This window comes from Streptomyces sp. NPDC025273 (assembly GCF_040638585.1).
Classification (GTDB): Bacteria; Actinomycetota; Actinomycetes; order Streptomycetales; family Streptomycetaceae; genus Streptomyces; species Streptomyces cinereorectus.
Genome location: NZ_JBEZYP010000007.1, coordinates 145,060 through 163,568 on the forward strand (window position 1 = coordinate 145,060; position 18,509 = coordinate 163,568).

General features: G+C 72.0%; 18 protein-coding genes. 1 reads left to right on the forward strand and 17 read right to left on the reverse strand.

What is annotated here, in order from left to right; all coding sequences use genetic code 11:
* Positions 1 to 92: 92 nt before the first annotated feature.
* From AB0F38_RS14550 to AB0F38_RS14620, 15 genes are all read right to left on the reverse strand, one after another.
* Positions 93 to 1,325: an arginine deiminase gene (locus AB0F38_RS14550; RefSeq protein WP_361891857.1), complete on the reverse strand. Its 1,233-nt coding sequence runs from the start codon at positions 1,323 to 1,325 to the stop codon at positions 93 to 95.
* Positions 1,326 to 1,392: 67 nt separating this feature from the next.
* Complete coding sequence (locus tag AB0F38_RS14555) at positions 1,393 to 3,936, reverse strand: polynucleotide kinase-phosphatase (RefSeq protein ID WP_361891859.1); 2,544 nt, start codon at positions 3,934 to 3,936, stop codon at positions 1,393 to 1,395.
* Positions 3,933 to 5,429, reverse strand: coding sequence for a 3' terminal RNA ribose 2'-O-methyltransferase Hen1 (locus tag AB0F38_RS14560; protein WP_361891862.1), 1,497 nt, complete (start codon positions 5,427 to 5,429; stop codon positions 3,933 to 3,935). Before AB0F38_RS14560 ends, AB0F38_RS14555 begins: the two co-directional genes overlap by 4 nt.
* Before the next feature lie 43 nt (positions 5,430 to 5,472).
* The gene (gene mmuM, locus AB0F38_RS14565; protein WP_361891865.1) at positions 5,473 to 6,408 is read right to left on the reverse strand and encodes a homocysteine S-methyltransferase; all 936 of its coding nucleotides are present in this window, start codon (positions 6,406 to 6,408) and stop codon (positions 5,473 to 5,475) included.
* Positions 6,409 to 6,482: 74 nt separating this feature from the next.
* Complete coding sequence (locus AB0F38_RS14570) at positions 6,483 to 7,406, reverse strand: LLM class F420-dependent oxidoreductase (protein WP_361891868.1); 924 nt, start codon at positions 7,404 to 7,406, stop codon at positions 6,483 to 6,485.
* Positions 7,407 to 7,446: 40 nt separating this feature from the next.
* Complete coding sequence (locus tag AB0F38_RS14575; RefSeq protein ID WP_361891871.1) at positions 7,447 to 7,971, reverse strand: DUF6099 family protein; 525 nt, start codon at positions 7,969 to 7,971, stop codon at positions 7,447 to 7,449.
* Between the two features lie 135 nt (positions 7,972 to 8,106).
* On the reverse strand, positions 8,107 to 8,466 hold the full coding sequence (locus AB0F38_RS14580) for a nucleotide pyrophosphohydrolase (protein WP_361891874.1): 360 nt from the start codon (positions 8,464 to 8,466) through the stop codon (positions 8,107 to 8,109).
* The gene (locus AB0F38_RS14585; RefSeq protein WP_361891877.1) at positions 8,463 to 9,716 is read right to left on the reverse strand and encodes an ATP-binding protein; all 1,254 of its coding nucleotides are present in this window, start codon (positions 9,714 to 9,716) and stop codon (positions 8,463 to 8,465) included. Before AB0F38_RS14585 ends, AB0F38_RS14580 begins: the two co-directional genes overlap by 4 nt.
* Positions 9,717 to 9,723: 7 nt before the next feature.
* Positions 9,724 to 10,137 (reverse strand): cell division protein SepF, encoded by a 414-nt coding sequence (locus AB0F38_RS14590; protein WP_361891880.1) that lies wholly within the window; start codon positions 10,135 to 10,137, stop codon positions 9,724 to 9,726.
* Between the two features lie 75 nt (positions 10,138 to 10,212).
* Positions 10,213 to 11,496, reverse strand: coding sequence for a cytochrome P450 (locus AB0F38_RS14595; RefSeq protein WP_361891883.1), 1,284 nt, complete (start codon positions 11,494 to 11,496; stop codon positions 10,213 to 10,215).
* A complete protein-coding gene (locus tag AB0F38_RS14600) occupies positions 11,493 to 12,107 on the reverse strand; it encodes an ATP/GTP-binding protein (protein ID WP_361891886.1) in 615 nt (204 codons plus the stop codon). The genes AB0F38_RS14595 and AB0F38_RS14600 overlap by 4 nt, the downstream gene beginning before the upstream one ends.
* Positions 12,085 to 12,438 carry a DUF742 domain-containing protein gene (locus AB0F38_RS14605; RefSeq protein ID WP_361891889.1) on the reverse strand — a complete coding sequence of 118 codons (354 nt, stop codon included), beginning with the start codon at positions 12,436 to 12,438 and terminating at the stop codon, positions 12,085 to 12,087. The genes AB0F38_RS14600 and AB0F38_RS14605 overlap by 23 nt, the downstream gene beginning before the upstream one ends.
* Positions 12,435 to 12,857: a roadblock/LC7 domain-containing protein gene (locus AB0F38_RS14610; protein ID WP_361891891.1), complete on the reverse strand. Its 423-nt coding sequence runs from the start codon at positions 12,855 to 12,857 to the stop codon at positions 12,435 to 12,437. Before AB0F38_RS14610 ends, AB0F38_RS14605 begins: the two co-directional genes overlap by 4 nt.
* Positions 12,854 to 14,257 (reverse strand): ATP-binding protein, encoded by a 1,404-nt coding sequence (locus AB0F38_RS14615; RefSeq protein ID WP_361891894.1) that lies wholly within the window; start codon positions 14,255 to 14,257, stop codon positions 12,854 to 12,856. The genes AB0F38_RS14610 and AB0F38_RS14615 overlap by 4 nt, the downstream gene beginning before the upstream one ends.
* Before the next feature lie 81 nt (positions 14,258 to 14,338).
* Positions 14,339 to 15,337: an MBL fold metallo-hydrolase gene (locus AB0F38_RS14620; RefSeq protein WP_361891897.1), complete on the reverse strand. Its 999-nt coding sequence runs from the start codon at positions 15,335 to 15,337 to the stop codon at positions 14,339 to 14,341.
* Positions 15,338 to 15,737: 400 nt separating this feature from the next.
* On the opposite strand from AB0F38_RS14620, the gene AB0F38_RS14625 reads away from it, so the two are divergent.
* Complete coding sequence (locus AB0F38_RS14625; protein WP_361891900.1) at positions 15,738 to 16,631, forward strand: sugar isomerase; 894 nt, start codon at positions 15,738 to 15,740, stop codon at positions 16,629 to 16,631.
* 71 nt (positions 16,632 to 16,702) lie between these two features.
* Here AB0F38_RS14625 and AB0F38_RS14630 read toward each other — a convergent pair whose 3' ends face one another.
* Both AB0F38_RS14630 and AB0F38_RS14635 read right to left on the reverse strand, forming a co-directional pair.
* Entirely contained in the window at positions 16,703 to 17,227 is a 525-nt protein-coding gene (locus AB0F38_RS14630; RefSeq protein WP_361891903.1) for a hypothetical protein, read from the reverse strand.
* A gap of 420 nt (positions 17,228 to 17,647) precedes the next feature.
* A complete protein-coding gene (locus tag AB0F38_RS14635; protein WP_361891906.1) occupies positions 17,648 to 18,508 on the reverse strand; it encodes a LysM peptidoglycan-binding domain-containing protein in 861 nt (286 codons plus the stop codon).
* Between the last annotated feature and the right edge of the window lies 1 nt (position 18,509).

Consider the following 18,509-nt stretch of genomic DNA (forward strand, 5'->3'; position numbering starts at 1 on the left):
GTGCAATGTCCCTGGAAGTCTATACGAGACCCTGCATCGCTATACAGACGGTCGGAGTCACCGAATGGTCACCGGGAGGTCACCGCGGGCGCTCACACCGGATCGCGCACCACCGGACAGCTCATGCAGCGCGGACCTCCCCGTCCCCGGCCCAGCTCGCTGCCGCGGATCTCTATGACCTCGATGCCCTGCTTGCGCAGATGGGTGTTGGTGGTGGCGTTGCGCTCGTACGCCACCACGACGCCGGGCTCCACGGCCAGCACGTTGCAGCCGTCGTCCCACTGCTCGCGTTCGGCGGCGTGGACGTCCTGGGTGGCGGTGAGGACCCGGATCGCGTCGAGGCCGAGCGCGGCGGCGATGGCCCGGTGCATGTGCTCGGGCGGATGGTCGGTGACCTTCAGCTCGCGGGGGCCGCTGCCGGGCTCGATCGTGTAGGACCGGAGCATTCCGAGACCGGCGTACTGGGTGAACGTGTCGCCGTCGATCATCGTCATCACCGTGTCGAGGTGCATGAAGGCACGGCGCTTGGGCATGTCGAGCGCCACGATCGTCCGGGCCGACCCGGCGTCGAAGAGGCCCCTGGCCAGCATCTCCACGGCCTGCGGGGTGGTGCGTTCGCTCATCCCGATCAGGACGGCACCCCGGCCGATGACGAGGACGTCACCGCCCTCGATGGTCGACGGGTAGTCGTGCTGCCCTTCCGACCAGTGGTGGAAGACGCCCGCCTCGGGGCCGGTGAACAGCGGGTGGTGCCGGTAGATCGCCTCGAAGTGCACGGTCTCGCGCTGCCTGGCCGGCCAGCGCATCGCGTTGATCGACACCCCGTCGTAGATCCAGGCCGAGGTGTCACGGGTGAAGAGGTGGTTGGGCAGCGGGTTGAGGAGGAAGTCGTCCAGGTCCATGACATGGAAGCGGACGGAGGTCGGCTCGGCGTGCCGCTCCAGGAACTCCCGCTTGGTCATCCCGCCGACCAGCGCCTCGGTCAGCTCGGCGATGGACAGTTCCTCGAAGGCGGCGCGCAGATGCTCGGTGGCGAGCGGGCCGTACTCCTTCTCCTCGAAGACCCGGTCGAGGACAAGCCGCCGCGCCACCGGGATGTCGAGGGACTCCCGGAGCAGATCGCCGAAGAGGTGGACCTCCACACCCCGGTCGCGCAGCACATCGGCGAAACCGTCGTGCTCCTCCCTGGCGCGCCGCACCCACAGCACGTCATCGAACAGGAGCGCGTCCTTGTTGCTGGGGGTGAGCCGCTTCAGCTCCAGATCGGGGCGGTGCAGGATGACGCGGCGCAGCCGCCCGGCCTCGGAATCGACATGGAATCCCATGCGTCCATCCTCACCGCGCGAAGCACCGTTCACCCTGCGAACCGCCAACCGATTCCGGAACGGGCCCCTAAAGCCGCGGGTCGACCGGCTCCGACTCCAGGGCGAGCACCGCGAAGACCGCCTCGTGGATCCGCCACAGCGGCTCCCCGTCGGCCAGCCGGTCCAGCGCCTCCAGGCCGAGGGCGTACTCGCGCAGGGCCAGCGACCGCTTGTGGCCGAGGAACCGCGAACGCAGCCGGTCCAGATTCTCCGGCCTGGTGTACTCGGGGCCGTAGATGATCCGCAGGTACTCCCGGCCACGCACCTTGATGCCCGGCTGGACGAGCCTGCCCTTCGCGTCCCGCACGAGGGCACCGAGCGGTTTGACGACCATGCCTTCGCCGCCCCGCCCGGTCATCTCCAGCCACCAGTCGACGCCGGCGCGCACCGAGGCGTCGTCGCCGGTGTCCACGACGAGGCGCCGGGTGACCTGGAGCAGCCCGGTCGGGTCGTGCTCGACGAGACGGTCCAGCCAGGCCAGCTGCTCGTCGTGCGGTACGCAGGCGAGCGAACGCCCCTGCACGGCGAGGACCTGGAACGGGGCGAGCCTGACCCCGTCGAGCCCCTCGGTACTCCAGCAGTAGCGGCGGTACGCCTCGGTGAACGCGCCGGCGTCCGCGGCACGCTCCCGCTGGCGGCCGGCGAGGGCGCCCACGTCCACACCGCGGGCCTCCGCCGCGGCCAGGGCGTCACCGGCCGCGGGCAGCACCGCACCCGACGCGGCGCCCACCGCCGCGTACTGCGAGCGCAGCAGCCCGGCCGCCTTCAGGGACCAGGGCATGAGCTCGGCGTCCAGCAGCACCCAGTCGGTGTCCCACTCCTCCCAGAGTCCGGCGGCGGTGACGGCCGTGCGCAGCCTGCCGAGGATCACCTCGGTGAGCGCCGCGTCGTCCAGGAACGGCCGTCCGGTGCGGGTGTGCAGTGCGCCGGTCGGGCCGTCGGCCCCGAAGCGCTCGCGGGCGGTGTCCGCGTCGCGGCAGACCAGGGCCACCGCCCGCGAGCCCATGTGCTTCTCCTCGCAGACGACCTGCGCGACGCCGTCCGCCCGGTACTGGGCGAAGGCCTCGGCCGGGTGCTCCAGGAAGCCTTCCTCGTGGGAGGTGGCGGTCGGGGCCATGGTCGGCGGGAGGTAGGCCAGCAGCCTCGGGTCGACGGCGAACCGGCTCATGACCTCGAGCGCCGCCGCCGCGTTCTCCTCGCGCACCGCGATGCGGCCCATCTGCCGGGTCTCCACGATCCGGCGGCCCTGCACGTCGGCGAGGTCCAGCGGCCGGCCCTCCCTGCCCCCGGGCGCCTCGGTCGTCAGCGGCTTCACCGGCTCGTACCAGACCTTCTCGGCCGGTACGTCGACGATCTCCCGCTCGGGCCAGCGCAGCGCGGTCATCCTGCCGCCGAAGACCGCTCCGGTGTCCAGGCAGAGAGTGTTGTTCACCCAGGAGGTGGTGGGCACCGGGGTGTGGCCGTAGACCACGGCCGCGCGGCCGCGGTAGTCCTCCGCCCACGGGTAGCGCACGGGCAGCCCGAACTCGTCGGTCTCGCCGGTCGTGTCCCCGTACAGCGCGTGCGAACGCACCCGGCCCGAGGTGCGCCCGTGGTACTTCTCGGGCAGGCCGGCGTGGCAGACGACCAGCTTGCCCCCGTCCAGGACGTAGTGGCTGACCAGCCCGTCGATGAACTCCTTGACCCGCTCCCGGAATTCCGGGTCCTCGGCGTCCACCCGCTCCAGCTGTTCGATGGTCTCGGCGAGGCCGTACGTGACCTGGACCCGCCTGCCCCCGAGGTAGCGGCCGAGCTTGTTCTCGTGGTTGCCCGGGACGCACAGGGCGTCTCCCGCGGCCACCATGGACATCACGCGGCGCAGAACTCCCGGGCTGTCGGGGCCCCGGTCGACGAGGTCGCCGACGAAGACCGCGGTGCGCCCCTCGGGGTGCGCGCCGTCGGCGTAACCGAGCTTGCCGAGCAGGGACTCCAGCTCGGCGCTGCAGCCGTGGATGTCGCCGATGATGTCGAAGGGGCCGGTGAGGTGCCGGAGGTCGTTGTAGCGGCGTTCCAGGACGACTTCGGCGCTGTCGGCCTCCTCCTCGGTGCGCAGGATGTGCACCTTGCGGAAGCCTTCGCGCTCCAGTCCGCGCAGCGAGCGGCGGAGCTCGCGGCGATGGCGCTGGACGACGTGACGGGGCATGTCCGCACGGTCGGGGCGTCCTGCGTTGCGCGCGAGGCAGACCTCCTCGGGCAGGTCCAGCACGATGGCGATGGGCAGTACATCGTACTCCCGGGCGAGCCGCACGAGCTGCTTGCGGCTCTCGGCCTGCACATTGGTGGCGTCGACGACGGTGAGCCGTCCGGCGGCGAGCCGCTTGCCCGCGATGTAGTGCAGGACGTCGAAGGCGTCACGACTGGCACTCTGGTCGTTCTCGTCGTCGGCTACGAGGCCGCGGCAGAAGTCCGAGGAGACGATCTCGGTGGGCCTGAAGTGCTTGCGGGCGAAGGTGGACTTGCCCGAACCGCTGGCGCCGACGAGAACCACGAGGGACAGGTCGGTCACCGGCAGGGTGCGAGAGGTACTGGTCATGCGGCCTTCGTCTCCTTCGTCGTGTCGTCGGTCCCGCCGGACGCCGCGTCCGCCGTGGTCATCGTGAAAACGGCCATCTGTGTGGGCGGCCCCACCTCGGGGTCGTCCGGTCCCACGGGCACGAACGTCACCGCGTAGCCGTGGCGCCCTGCGACCTGCCCCGCCCAGTGCCGGAATTCCTCCCTGGTCCACTCGAAGCGGTGGTCGCCGTGGCGCACGTGTCCGGCCGGGAGCGTCTCCCAGCGGACGTTGTACTCGACGTTCGGCGTGGTCACGAGCACGGTCCGCGGTCGTGCCGAGCCGAACACCGCGTATTCCAGGGCGGGGAGCCGCGGCAGGTCGAGGTGCTCGATCACCTCGCTGAGCACCGCGGCGTCGTACCCCTTCAGCTGCTTGTCCGTGTAGGTGAGCGCGCCCTGCCGGAGGGTGACCCGGCCGGCCTGCCGCTCCCCCATCCGGTCCAGCTTCAGCCGTCGCGAGGCGATGGTGAGGGCGCGCATCGACACGTCGAGACCGACGATCTCGGTGAAGCGGACGTCCTTGAGCAGCGCCTGCACCAACTGGCCCTGCCCGCAGCCCAGGTCGAGCACCCGGCTCGCACCGGCGGCGCGCAGTGCCTCCAGGATCGCCGCCCGGCGCTGCTCGGCGAGCGGGACCGGCCTCTCCTCCGTGTCGGTGGTCTCGTCCACCGCGTTGTCGACGCTCTCCACCTCCAGGTCGTCCGACTCGGCCAGCCGCACGAGCTCCAGCCGCTCCATCGCCTGCCTGGTCAGCCCCCAACGGCGGGACAGGTAGCGGCTGGTGATCAGCCTCTGCTCGGGGTGGTCGGCCAGCCAGCCCTCACCGGCACGGAGCAGCTTGTCCACCTCGTCGGGCGCCACCCAGTAGTGCTTGGCGTCGTCGAGCACCGGCAGCAGCACGTACAGCTGGCGCAGCGCGTCGGCGAGCCTCAGCTCCCCCGCCAGCACGAGCCGCACGTAGCGCGAGTCGCCCCACTCGGGGAACTGCTCGTCCAGTGGTACGGCCACGGCGTCCACCCGGGTCCAGCCGAGCGGCCCGAAGAGCTTGCGGACCAGCTCGGCGCCCCCGCGGGCCGGCAGGGCGGGCACCTCGATGCGCAGCGGCAGGGGCTCCTGGGCCCGCTCGGGCATGGCCCGGCAGGCCCCGTTCAGCGCGGACTTGAAGACCGTCGTCATCGCGACCGAGAGCAGGGACGATGCCGCGTAGGGCCGGTCGTTGACGTACTGGGCGAGCGCCGCGTCGGGGGCGCCGCCCCGGCCCTTGCCCTTTCCGCGCCGCACCAGAGCCACCGGATCCACCTCCAGCAGCAGCGCGGCGGTGCAGCGCTCCGCGGACGCCTCGGGGTAGAAGACGTGCGCGGTGCCGTGCGCGGTGGAGAACGCCTGTGCCTTCTCGGGATGCTTGTGCAGCAGAAAGCCGAGATCGGTGGCGGGACGCTCAGGGCTGCCGGTCGTACTGATAGTCAGGAACACCCGTCCGAGTATGGCTTCGCGCCCCTCCCCCCACCAGGCATTTTCACGACCCGGTCAGCCCTTGCAGCGCGGCCAGTTCGGCGATCTCGGACGGGCCGACACGGCAGCAGCCACCGACCAGCCGGGCACCTGACCGCTGCCAGTCCCGCACCCGCCCCGGGTCGAAGGCGCCGTGCCCCGTCCACGTCCGCCCCTTCGCATCCCACTCCTCGCCGCTGTTCGGGTAGACGACGACGGGCTTCCCCGTCACTGCCGCCGCCACCTCCACCGCACGGTCCGCGTCGGCCGGATCGCAGCAGTTGACCCCGACGGCCACGACCTGGTCGACCCCCGCTGCCACCTCGAACGCCTCCTCCAGCGGCTGGCCGGCCCTGGTCCGGTCCCCGGCCACGGTGTACGAGAGCCAGACGGGCACCCGGAATTCCTGGACCACCCGCAGCAGCGCCTCGGCCTCGTCGATGTCGGGCACCGTCTCCAGGGCGAGCACATCGGGCTCCGCCGCGGCCAGCGCTTCCACCCTGGGCCGGTGGAAGCGCTCCAGCTCCCGGCCGGTCAGACCGTAGCGGCCGCGGTACTCGCTGCCGTCCGCGAGCATCGCCCCGTACGGTCCGACCGACGCGGCGACCCACACCTCCCGCTCCGAGACCGCACCGGCCCGGCGGGCCAGCCCCACGCTGCCGGCGATCAGCTCGGCGGCCCGGTCCCGCTCGATGCCGCGCCGCTCGAATCCCTCGAACGTCGCCTGATAACTGGCGGTGATGAGCACCTGTGCCCCCGCCCGCACATAGGCCGTGTGGGCGGCCTCGATCTGCTCCGGCGCGTCGGCCAGGAGCCGGGCCGACCACAGTGCGTCGGACAGATCGCACCCCTGCGCCCTCAGCTGGTTGGAGAGACCGCCGTCCAGCACGACGGTCCCCTCGGCAAGCGCGTCGCCGAGCGTGCGACCGGGCGGGACGCCCGGGGTTCGGAGGGATGACACAGCTACTCCTGTCTTCACGACGGCCGGGCCAGGTCCGGCTCGGCTCGGCTCGATTCGGCGCACCTCGGCTCAGCTCAGCTCAGCTGCGACTGGACCTGCGACGAGATGAGTTCCAGATGCTCCAGGTCGTGCAGGTCCAGGACCTGCAGGTAGATCCGGGACGCGCCGATGGCCGCGTACCGGCCGATCTTGTCGACCACCTCGGCGGGTGAGCCGGCCAGCCCGTTGACCCTCAGGTCCTCGACGTCCCGGCCGATGGCGGACGCGCGCCGCGCGACCTCGGCGTCGGTCCGGCCGACGCAGACCACCAGGGCGTTGGAGTACACCAGGTCGTCCGGTGCCCGGCCGGCCGCCTTCGCCGCTTCTGTGACCCGGCCGAACTGCTTCTCGCTGTCCTCGATCGACGCGAAGGGCATGTTGAACTCGTCCGCGTACTGGGCGGCCAGCCTGGGGGTGCGGACCGCGCCGTGCCCGCCGATCAGGACCGGCACCTTGGCCTGGGCCGGCTTGGGCAGTGCGGGAGAGTCGGTGAGCTGGTAGTACGTGCCGTCGTAGCTGAATGTCTTGCCGGCCTCGGTCCCCCACAGGCCGGTGACGATCGCCAGCTGCTCCTCCAGCCGGCCGAACTTCTCCTTCGGGAACGGAATGCCGTACGCCTTGTGCTCCTCCTCGAACCAGCCCGCGCCCAGGCCCAGCTCGACCCGGCCTCCGGACATCTGGTCGACCTGTGCCACCTGGATGGCCAGCACACCGGGCAGGCGGAAGGTGCCCGCCGTCATGAGCGTGCCGAGCCGGATCCGCTTGGTCTCGCGGGCGAGGCCGGCCAGGGTGATCCAGGCGTCGGTCGGGCCGGGCAGCCCGTCCCCGGCGCCCATGCGCAGATAGTGGTCCGACCGGTAGAAGGCGTCGAAGCCGAGGTCCTCGGTGGCCTTGGCGACGGTGAGCAGCGTGTCGTAGCTCGCCCCTTGCTGGGGCTCGGTGAAGATTCGCAGATCCATGCCTCCATCCTGCACCCTCGGATCCACCGCACCCGTCCGCTCATGACGGGCCGGGCAGGAAGCCCGCCGGTCCGCGGATCACTCCGTAGGGGCCGTCACGCTCCTGGTCGGGCTCCCGCTCGCGCTCCTGTTCCGCAAGCCGTCTCAGCATGCCGTGCACCCGGTCCACCGACTCGTCCACGGCGTCTATCGCCTCGATGCACTGCCAGTAGAGCCCCTCCTCCTCCGTCTCGCAGGCAACGCCGACGAGGGCGATCCCCACGTCACCCAGCAGCCGGACGAGTGCCTCCAGCGACCGGGGCACCGCGGCCACTTCGGAGAGCTGGGCCGCCCGCACGCCCCCCGCCGGCACCAGCGGGTGGTCGAGCAGCGCGGCACCGGGCCCGCCGATCTCACCGAGGCCGCGCGCCTCGGTGCGCAACTCCGCCGGCCCGCACCGCACCAACTGCCCGCCGACCGCGCGGGCGAGAGCCTGCGCCTGCCAGACCTCCGCCATGATGGCCGGTGCACCCCGGCTCTCCGCCAGCGCCCGCCGGCCCGCCTCGATCAGTCGCTCCGCTTCCATGCGATTCCCCCGTCGCCCAGACCGTCCGTACGAAACCCGTTCACCTATGCCATTACCCACAGTGAGGGGAGCGGCACCGTAAAGCCAGAGGAAATCGGAAATCTGTGGACAGGAAGTCGACTGTGGATAAGTCGATCACTTCGAAGAGTGACCATCCGGCGAATCAGAGCGGTCGGGCACCGGAAAACGCGTCTCGTTCCGTTCGATCTTCGCGGCCAGCGCCGCCAGCGCGTCGACGCCCAACACCTCGCAGAACTGCAGCAGATAGGCCAGGACGTCCGCGACCTCGTCCGCGACGCGGGCCGCCGTTCCGGGGTCCTCCATCACCCGCGACGACTGTTCCGGCGTCATCCACTGGAAGATCTCGACGAGCTCCGATGCCTCGACGCTCAGCGCTGCCGCCAGGTTCTTGGGGGTGTGGTAGGGCTCCCAGTCCCGCGCCGCCGCGAATGCGGCCAGCCGCCGCTGCAGTCCCGCTACATCGAATTCCGTCACGGTGCCAGGTCTACCACTGTCACGCCCTCCGTCCCGCGGGCGGATGCCGCGGTCGCCTCCGTGACGGTCGCCAGCAGCCGCGTGTGTCCGGCCGCGCAGATCGACGTGGCCAGTGCGAGCAGCTCCCCCCGCTGCCGCGCGTCCAGACTCCGGTCGAACCCGTCGGCCAGCACGGTGAGTGACTGCATGGCCGAGGGCACCTCCGCCGCCGGGTCCACCACCAGGACATGAGGCCCGGTCAGCAGGACGAGGGCGAAGGCCAGATACCGGAGCTCACCGTCGCCGAGGCGTCCCAGAGGTGTGCTGTGCCCGGGTCCGCGCTCCGTCCGGGCCTGCACCCTGCCGTCCGCGAGCCGCTCGACGGTCAGTCCGGTCACCTGTCCCGCACACCCCGTGTGCGCGCTGGCGACCAGCCGGGCGTGCCGCTGCGCGCACTGGCCGTGGGTGCGGTACAGCACCTCGGCGAGGTTGTCGCAGCTGGACGTCAGCCGCCCTTCACCGACCGGCACCGCCGCCCGCATCCGCCGCGGCTGCGGATCGCAGAGGAAGGCCGACCGCAGGGCCACCACCGCCTGCTCGGCGGCGGCCAGCACCCGCAGCTCCCCCTCCGTCGTGCCCGCGACCCGCAACGGCAGCAGCGCGGTGCCGAGCCGGTCGTCGGGGAACGGGGCCCGCGTCACCGGGACCGCTCCCGCGGTGTGCCAGGCCGCCTGGACGGCCGACCGGCCCGGATCCCGCAACGCCGTGCTCAACAGGGTCGCGCCGCCGTCCGACAGGCGCTCACCGACGATGCGGAGGGTGGGCTCGGCCTGGACGGCCAGTTCCAGCCTCACCGGACCGGCCGGTCCCTCCACGGTGCATCCGAGCCGGAATCCCCGCCGGCCCTGCGCATCGGCCCCGGCCCGTTCGGGCACCCAGGCCACCGGGTCGGGGAAGACGTCCTCCAGCGGGTCGCCGGCGGCCAGCCGCGCCAGCGCCTCGTACCCGCACAGAGCAGTCGACTTACCGGCGCCGCTGCCCCCGGCGAGCAGGGTGAGCGGGCCGAGCGGGATGACGGCACGACGGTGCGAGGCGAAGGCGGCGAGCCGGAGCTCGCTGACGACGGGGCGGGCCGGTCGAGCGGGACGGACGGCGCCGGCGGGGCGGGCCGCACGACCGGACGACGACGTCGCAGTGGTGCTCCCCGTGGAGATCACAGTCATGAGCGGACCGTACGCACGCCCTCGACCGGCGAACCGTTCCGCCCGCACAACCTTCCTACGATTGAGGTACGCCCGCCGCCGTGACCCCCTCGACCTCCATGCCCACCGGAGCGAGCAGGAAGACGTTGCGGTCCACCCGGTGCATCCCGCTGCCGAGCCCGAAGACCACGCCGCTGCTGAAGTCCAGGATCCGCTTAGCCACGTCGCTCTCGGCTCCGGTCAGGTCCAGCAGCACCGGGATCTGGGCCACCAGGTACTCGGCCACCTCGCGGGCGTCCGCGAACACCTGGACCCGCAGGACGACCAGACGCCGCTGCTCGGCGGTCTCCTCCGCCGGGACCGCACGGTGGTCGACCCGTGAGGGCCATTCGTTACGCCCCCTCAGGGGTACGACCTGGGCGAGCCCTTCCCACTGCTCGTCGGTGGCGTCATACCTGTCGTACCTGTCGTACCTGTCGTACCTGCTCACAGAACCACCCCGTCCGTATGCCGGTTGGCTGTGCGCCGGCTGCGCTCGCTTTCCATGGGGCAATTCTCTCGCCCCTCACCCGTTCGGCGTACCACCGACACGGGCCGGAACGTGATCGGCACCCTCCGGTGCGCGACGGACGTCCTGTTCGGAGAGCGTGTCGAGCGGGGTGAAACGGACCGGAAGGTGGGCCGGAGCGCGGTGGAAGGGGCCGGGCCTCCAGACCAGTTCGCGGGCCTCGACGGCCAGTTCGAGGTCGCAGAGCTGGCTGGTGAGCTGCTCGATCGCGGTGATCGCCATCAGCAGGGCGGGCTGCTTCGCGGGGCACCGGTGCGGTCCTGTGGACCAGGCGAGATGGGCGCCGTCGCCGGAACGCGCGGCGGCATCCGAATCGGCCGGCGGCGACTGCGTGTTGGCGGCTGCGAAGGAGACCAGGAGCAGTTGCCCCGCCCGGAGCGGTACGCCGTGGAACTCCGTGTCGTGCCGAGGGTAGTGCGCCCCCATGTTGGCGATCGGCGGGTCCCGCCACAGCACGTCGGCGATGGCGTCCTGCGCGGTCGTCGCACCGCCGTGCAGGGAACCCCCGTAGCGGGTGTCACTGAGCATGCGCAGCAGTGCGTTGCCGATGAGATTCGTCGTGGGGTCGTGGCCCGCGCTCATGATGAGTGTGATCTGACGCACGGCCTCGTCGTCGTCGAGGCCCGCCGGATGCTGGAGCAGGTAGGTGGTGAGATCGCGGCCCGGCCGGGACCGCCGGTCCGCGACGAGGCCCGAGACGACTCCGACCAGGTCGGCGTACGCGGCTGCCGCGTCCCCGGCCGAGTCCATCATGCCCGCGATGCCCAGGATGATCCGCCGGCTGTCCTGCGGTGCCACGCCGAAGGCCGCGGTGAAGACGTGCAGGGGGAGCCTGCGGGCGTACTGGGCGATGAGATCGCCGGTGCCGGTGGCCGAGAACTCCCCGATGAGCCGCTGGGCGACCCGGGAGACCTCGGCCCTCAGCAGGTGCGGTTCGATCAGGCCCAGGGTGTCGTTGATGGCGTCGCGGTAGCGGGCGTGGACGGCACCGTCGCTGAACAGCGCGGTGGGCCGGTAGCCGAGCACCGGCAGGACCGGCGAGTCGGCGGGCACGCCCGCCTGCCAGGCACGCGGGTCCTTGGTGAACGTCTCGGTGTCGCGCAGCAGATCGACGGCCGCCTGGTAGTCCGTGACGAGCATGGCGTCGGTCCCGGGGGCGATGCGGACCCGGGCCAGCGGCCCCTGGTCCCGTAGCCGGCGGTAGTGGCCGTGCGGATCGGCGGCGAAGCCGGGGCCGTACAGGGCGAGCGGCTCGTAGGGCGAGGGCGCGGACAAGGTCATGACAGGTCCTGGGACGGGGGCAGGCGGGTCAGCGCGTGCTCGGCGAGGGCGATCAGGGCGTCGATGCTGCCGCGTCGCTCGCGGGCGTCGCACTGCACCAGCGGGGTCCGTGGGTCGAGGTCGAGGTGCTTGCGCAGCACCTCGTCCGTGTGGGCGGGGGCGTCGGGGAAGCGGTTCACGGCGACGGCGTACGGCAGTCCCTGCTCCTCGACCATGTCCATGACGGCGAAGGAGTCCCCGAGACGGCGCGTGTCGACGATGACGAGGGCGCCGAGCGCACCGCGCGCGATGTCCTCCCAGAGGGGGAAGAAGCGTTCCTGCCCGGGGGTGCCGAACATGTACAGCACCAGGTCGTCCTGGACGGTCAGCCGGCCGAAGTCGACGGCGACCGTGGTCGTGGTCTTCTCCGGAAGGCCGGCGGTGTCGTCGAGTCCCGTACTGGACTGCGTCATCGCCTCTTCCGTGTGCAGGGTCGGGATCTCCGACAGCGTACGGATCAGGGTCGTCTTGCCCACGCCGAAGGGACCCGTGACGACGAGTTTCATCAGGGTCTCGGCGGCACTCGGCAGGTAGCCGATGCCGCCCCGGTCAGTGGAGGGAACGGAGTCCAACGAGCAGCCTCTCGACGAGCGACCGGTCGATCTCACCGGCGCTGGGTATCGGTGGTCGAGCGTGCAGATGTCCGGCGGCCACGAGGTCCGTGGCCAGGAAGACCGTGGCGCTGACCGGCAGGTCCAGATGGGCGGCGCACTCGACGACGGTGAGGGCTCCCGGCTCCAGGAGTTCACACAGCCTGCGCTGCTCCGCACCGGTGTCCGGCAGCAGGGCCGCATCCGTACGGATGAGCACGGCGAGCCGGTCGAGCGTGGGGCCGGTGGGAGTGGAGCGGCCACCGGTGACGAGGTACGCGGGAATCAGGCGGCGCCCTGGGCCGGGGGTCATGGCCGGGCGGCACCGTCCGGTTGGCGGGTGGGGGCGTGCATCGCCCGGGTCAGCGCGGTGACCTGCACCTGCATCTGGTACGCGATGTTGCCCAGGTGCGCGTCGGGGGCCGCGAACAGGGCCAGGGTGGTGTTCCTGCCCGCGGGGACGACGATGGCGAAGCCCAGTTCGGACTCCACGACCGTCTGGGCCAGGCGGGGCGACTCCGCCTCGGTGAAGGCGGTGGTGAAGGCACGGGCCGACGCGTGCAGTGTGGCCGTCATCGCGGCGACACGCTCGGCGGAGGCGCGGTCCAGGCCGGGCGACGCGCCCTCGACGAGCCCGTCGCCGGTGGCGACCACGGCGTGCTGCACGCCGGGCAGCTCCAGCAGCGGGGTCAGCACCCAGGCGAGATCACCGGTGGTGGGGGTGGTGCTCACGTCTCGTCTCCTTGGTCGTCCGATGAGGATGCCGGGGGCGTGGGGACGCCTCCGCCGGGCGCGTCCCCGCCCGGTGCCTTCCTGCCGCTGAGGGTGCCTTCCTGGAGCGCCGCCCAGGAGGCTCCGGCCTGTTCGGGGGTACGGGCCACGGGCTCGTCGGCCTCCTCGCGGGAGGCGGCCGGAGCGGCGGCGGGTGCCCGGCGGGACCTGCGGCGCCGGCTCGGCAGCCCGGCCACCGGCCCGGCCGCGGCGGGGGCGACCGGCTCGTCGGGCGCGGGGACGCCGAAGCCGCCGCCCTCGGGGTCCTCCGGGCCGGCCGAGGCATCGGCGGGCACGGCGCCGTGCGCGTGCACGGGCTTCGGCGCGAGCACCGACAGCGTGCGGTCGTCGTCCATCACGGTCAGCAGATGGGACGGGATGCGCAGCATCGTGCGCATGCCCCCGTACGGGGACGACTCGATGTGGCAGCTGAAGCCGTACCGTGCGACGAGCCGTCCCACCACAGCGAATCCGGTCTGCGGCGGATCCCCGAGCTCGGTGAGCAGCACCTCGTCGGGTCCGGCCAGCAGGGCGCGGGCCCGCTTCAGCGCGTCGTCGTCCATGCCGATCCCGGCGTCGTCGACCAGGACCATGGCGCCTCGCCCCGCGGTCTGCTGGACGGTCACCGGCACCTCGGTGTCCGGGTGCGAGTACGCCGTCGCGTTGGCCAGCAGTTCGGCGAGCGCGATCGCGAAGGGCTCGGCCGCCCGGGCGACGAGTGCGAGCCGCTCCTGACGCAGATGGTTGGCGACCTTGATCCGCTCGTACCCCGCGACCCGGGACTGGGCGCCGAGCACGACCTCGACGAGCGAGGAGTTCTGCCGGGCGAGTCCGGGCCAGGCGTCACAGAGCACGGCGGTGGCCTGCGTGCGGCGCAGGGCCAGTTCGTTGCGGAAGTCGAGCTGCAGGATCCGCGGGTCGTCGTACTCGTGCTGGAGCTCCTGCAGCAGGTGCTGCGACTGGTTGAGCAGCGACTGGATCTTCGCGGAGGTGCCGCGCATGGCGGACCGGGCCGCCGCGTCGACCCGCCGGCGTTCCTCCAGGACCGCCGTGCCCGCGGCCTGTACGGCCTCGGTCAGCAGACGTGCGGCGTCGCCCTCGATGCCGCCCGCCTCCCGCAGTCCGGGCACGGGCGCGGCCCGGTGGGAGAGGGCGGTGGCCGCGGCGGGGATCCGCTTCTCGCCCAGCTGGCGTATCTCCTCGGTGAGGGCGAGCGTGCGGGCCTCCGCGGCCTTGAGCTGACGGTCGATCAGCTCGACCCGGGCCGCCGCCCCGTACGCGTCCCTCCGGGCCCGGTCCGTCTGCACGACGGCCGCTGTCGCCGCCACGGAGGCGATCAGTGCGACGATCCATCCCAGCACGGCGTCACCGCGTCTCTGTTGTCGGGCACGGCAGGCACGCCGCGGGGCGGCGGGTCGTCCGTCGGTGGCTCCGGCCCGGCGTCACGCCGGTCCACCGCCCGCGCGGGACGCCCCGGTCTCCTGCGCCACCGCCGCGACCTCGGACATGACCTGCAGGACGTCGGGCAGCTCCGCGCCGCCGTCCAGGTGCCGGTACTCGCTCCCGATGGTCACCACCAGCCGCTCCGGCAGCCCCAGGGCGGGGTGGCGCCGCTCCCGGATCACCCGGCGCGCGGCCTCGAGCGCGGGCACGCCTGCCGTGTGGAGGGCGTGGGCGCGTTCGCGCACGTACGAGAGGTAGCCGATGTGCTCCCGCACCCCGGCCGGACCGAGCACCGGCCCGTGGCCGGGCACGATCACCTCGGCGCCGGTGGCCAGTACCCGCTCGCAGGCGTCGATCACGTTGCTCAGCGGGCCGGCCCAATGCACGGGGTGGTCCCCGGGTCGCTCGGAGGTGGAGGAGAAGATGACGTCGCCGCTGAACACCGTGCGCTGCGTGGGCAGGTACACGATCAGGTCGCCCGCGGTGTGCGCGGGCGGCAGGGCGGACACCTGCACCGCGTAGTCCCCCAGAGTCAGTTCGAGCTCTCCGGTGAAGAAGGTCGTCGGACGCACCGGCTCGGTGGCCGACCAGTCGAACATCCCGAAGTGGCGGCCCAGGTACGCGCCGAGGGGTGTGGCCGGATCACCCCCCGCCACCAGGGCGTGCTGCTGCCGCGGGGTGGGCTCGTGACGGAGATGTTCCTTGGCCTCCCGGGTCGCGATGATCTCCGCGTCCGGAAGCACCCCGGCGCCCCAGAAGTGGTCCCCGTTGGCATGGGTGACGATGACCCGGTCGACGCTCACCCCGTCGGGCAGCAGCTTCTCGCTCTCCGCGAGGAACTGGCCGGCCAGCGCGCGGTCGTACGGGGCGTCGATCCAGAGCGCGCCGCGCGGCGACACGAGAAGCCCGCAGTTGGCCAGCCCCCAGCCCCGCCTGGCCGGAACCCATGCATGCAGGCCCGCGCCGAGGTCGACGATGTCTCCACCCGTGATCGACATGGGGCGATTATGCCGACCTCGGTCCGACCGCGCGTTCGAACTCAGCCAACCCATGCTCCCATTGACGCAAAATCGCCCCTCACCTCGGCCGTGCGTCACGCGCCGGTGACCGTGCGGGGTTGCCGGGCCCCGATCACCTCCAGAACCTTCCGGACAATTCCGGGATATCGCCCGTCGATATCGAGCCGCTCGACAGATACCCCCACCGAAGCAGCAGAACCTCATCGCGCCGACTACCCACCGAGCATGGCCGAAAATAGTCCCCGCCATGACTCCTGAAACGCAAGAAGAATGCTTGTTCTTGCTCGATCGAGACAAGTAACATGCAGAATTGAACAAACAGGTGCCGATTTCACCCAGACATCCCAGGTGCGAACAGCAGCGGAAGCGGAGTGCGGACATGTCCCATGTCGAAACCGAGACAGCCGGCCAGCCGGAGTGCTGGCGTCGCGCCGCCCGGGTCGCGGCCGACCGGGCCGACGTCCTGCCCGCCACCGGTGAGCGCATCGCCGTGGTCGGCTGCGGAACGTCGTACTACATGGCACAGGCATACGCCTCGCTCCGCGAGGACTCCGGTCAGGGCGAGTCCGACGCCTTCGCCGCGTCGGAGTTCCCCTTCGGCCGCTCGTACGACCGGGTCGTGGCCCTGACCCGCTCGGGCACCACGACCGAGGTGCTCGACCTGCTGACCCGGCTGCGCGGCACCGCCCGCACGGTGGCGGTGACGGCGGACCCGCGGACCGCGGTGATGACGGCCGCCGACGAGGCGATCGTGCTGGACTTCGCCGACGAACGGTCCGTGGTGCAGACGCGGTTCGCCACGACCGCACTCACCCTGTTCCGTGCCCATCTCGGGCTGCACACCGACGACGTCGTACGGGACGCGGAGGCGGCGCTGGCCGGGCCGCTGCCCGAAGGGCTGCTGGAATGCACCCAGTTCAGCTTCCTGGGCCAGGGCTGGACGGTCGGACTCGCCAACGAGGCGGCGCTCAAGATGAAGGAGGCGTCCCTGTCCTGGACGGAGTCGTATCCGGCGATGGAATACCGCCACGGTCCCATCAGCATCGCCGCGGCTGGGACGGCGACCTGGATGTTCGGCCCCGCGCCGGAGGGCCTGGCGGAGCAGGTGCGGGCGACCGGCGCCCGCTGGGTGGAAAGCGGCCTGGACCCGCTGGCCGACCTGGTCCGGGTCCAGCGGCTGGCGATCGCCCGCGCGGCGGCCCGCGGCCTCGACCCGGACCTTCCCCGTCACCTCACCCGATCGGTGGTGCTCGACGGAGCCACCGCGGGCTGAGTCACGGCACGGCCGGGCGGGTGCCGGGCGGTTCGCCCGCCCGGCACACCGCTCCACGGACCGTGTCGCGGTCAGTCCTCTTCGAAGTAGGCGTCCAGCGCGGCGTCGAGCTCCGCCGTCCACTCCTTGAGGCTGCTCCGGGCCTCCGCCTCGACCTCGGCGTTGAACCACCGGCGGCTCGACACGTGCACCGTGACGGTGAACCGACGCCCGAAGCGGGCGGTCTTGACCTCGACCGCGCCGATCTCGCTCCAGTCGAACTCCGCCTCCTGGTCGTCCAGCGTGAACCGGACGCCGTCCCGGTCCACCCGGATGGATCCGCGCCGGTCGCTGACCTCGAAGACGGGCCCGTCGGCCTCGTCACCGTCCTCGCGCGAGGCCGGGGCGGCGGGCTCCTGCCCGGCGTCCCGCGGCGCCTGCGCCGCCTCGGCACCGGCGGGCACACCGGACGTCTCGGGCTCTTCCGGCACCTCCGACGCCTTCTCCGCTCCACCCTCCGTCCGCGCGGGGGCAGGGGCCGTCAGGCCGGGGATGTACGCCGGGTCCGTGCCCGCGGCGAACTCGGGCTTCGTGTTGGAATCTATACGCTGCTCCACGGCGGGCAGTATGGTCGACGAACCTGTACGTGACCAGTCGCCCTACGGCCGGGCACCGCGGCACTGCGGCGGAATCCACCGGAACGCGGCGGCGTCGCGCCGGCCCCGGCCGACGGACATGCCCGGCGCACGGCAGGCACCCGCACGAGCGGCCGACCGGAGTTCCCCGTCGCTCACGCCACGACGATCACGAGCAACTCCCCCGCCCCCAGGCATGGTTGCCCCCGTCGGCACGGGCGGGGAAGCCGCGGTGCGGGGCCGCGGCCCGGGGAACACCGACACCCCCGCACCCGCGGCAGGCTCGTGCCGCATGCCGACCGATCGCCGCCGCCGCCGCGCCGGACACGAACGACGGGTGGTGCGGGTTCTTCCGAACCCGCACCACCCGTCGTCGGTGCTCCGCTGTCACACGGCGGAGCCTCAGTAGGCGCCGAACACGTTGTCGATCGAGCCGTACCGGTCGGCGGCGTAGTTGCACGCGGCCGTGATGTTGGCGACCGGGTCGTAGCTGTCCATCGACGTACCGGGCACGTGGTAGGCCTGGAAGGTCGGGTCGATCACCTGCAGCAGGCCCTTGGACGGGATGCCCGCGGCGGCGTTCGAGTCCCAGTTGTTGATGGCCATCGGGTTGCCCGAGGACTCACGCATGATGTTGCGGTGGATGCCGTCGTAGCTGCCCGGGATGCCGTGCTCGGCCATGACCGCCAGCGACTCCTTGATCCAGCCGTCGAGGTCGTTCGTGTACGCGGCGGGAGCGGCGGCCGGCGCCGCCGCGGGCGCGCCCTGCGCGGCGAGCGCGGTGCCGGTGCGGTCCGAGCGGTCGGCACGGTCGGCACTCCGCTCGGCGGAGGCGGACGCCTTGGATTCGGCCTTGTCCGCCGTTCCGGCCTTGTCCGCCGACTTGCTCTCGGCCTTCGCACCGATCGTCAGCTTCAGACCGGCGTGAATGAGGTCGGGGTTTCCGCCGACGGCCTTTCGGTTGTCGGCGTACAGCGCCTTCCAGCCGCCTTCGACGGAATGCTCACGCGCGATCTTGGAAAGGGAATCGCCAATGATCACGGAATAGGTGACGGGCGCGGACTTCTGCGCGGCAATCGCCTTGCCTGATACGGCAGTCGACGTGGTCACCTTTTCGACGGCGACCGGCTGCGCCGGTGCGGCGAAGGCTCCGGTCGCGCCGATCACGGGAAGGGCGAGAGCAGCTCCGCCCGTGCTCACGGCGATGATGCCGCGGGTCAGCGAACTGGTCCTGAAACGACGGTGCTTACCCTTTGCGGGCATG

Bases quoted from the DNA above. Each gene is read 5' to 3' on its own strand.
- AB0F38_RS14550 (WP_361891857.1), bottom strand. From the start codon at position 1,325: ATGGGATTCCATGTCGATTCCGAGGCCGGGCGGCTGCGCCGCGTCATC.
- AB0F38_RS14555 (WP_361891859.1), bottom strand. From the start codon at position 3,936: ATGACCAGTACCTCTCGCACCCTGCCGGTGACCGACCTGTCCCTCGTG.
- AB0F38_RS14570 (WP_361891868.1), bottom strand. From the start codon at position 7,406: ATGGATCTGCGAATCTTCACCGAGCCCCAGCAAGGGGCGAGCTACGAC.
- AB0F38_RS14575 (WP_361891871.1), bottom strand. From the start codon at position 7,971: ATGGAAGCGGAGCGACTGATCGAGGCGGGCCGGCGGGCGCTGGCGGAG.
- AB0F38_RS14595 (WP_361891883.1), bottom strand. From the start codon at position 11,496: ATGACCTTGTCCGCGCCCTCGCCCTACGAGCCGCTCGCCCTGTACGGC.
- AB0F38_RS14605 (WP_361891889.1), bottom strand. From the start codon at position 12,438: ATGACCCCCGGCCCAGGGCGCCGCCTGATTCCCGCGTACCTCGTCACC.
- AB0F38_RS14620 (WP_361891897.1), bottom strand. From the start codon at position 15,337: ATGTCGATCACGGGTGGAGACATCGTCGACCTCGGCGCGGGCCTGCAT.
- AB0F38_RS14625 (WP_361891900.1), top strand. From the start codon at position 15,738: ATGTCCCATGTCGAAACCGAGACAGCCGGCCAGCCGGAGTGCTGGCGT.
- AB0F38_RS14635 (WP_361891906.1), bottom strand. From the start codon at position 18,508: ATGCCCGCAAAGGGTAAGCACCGTCGTTTCAGGACCAGTTCGCTGACC.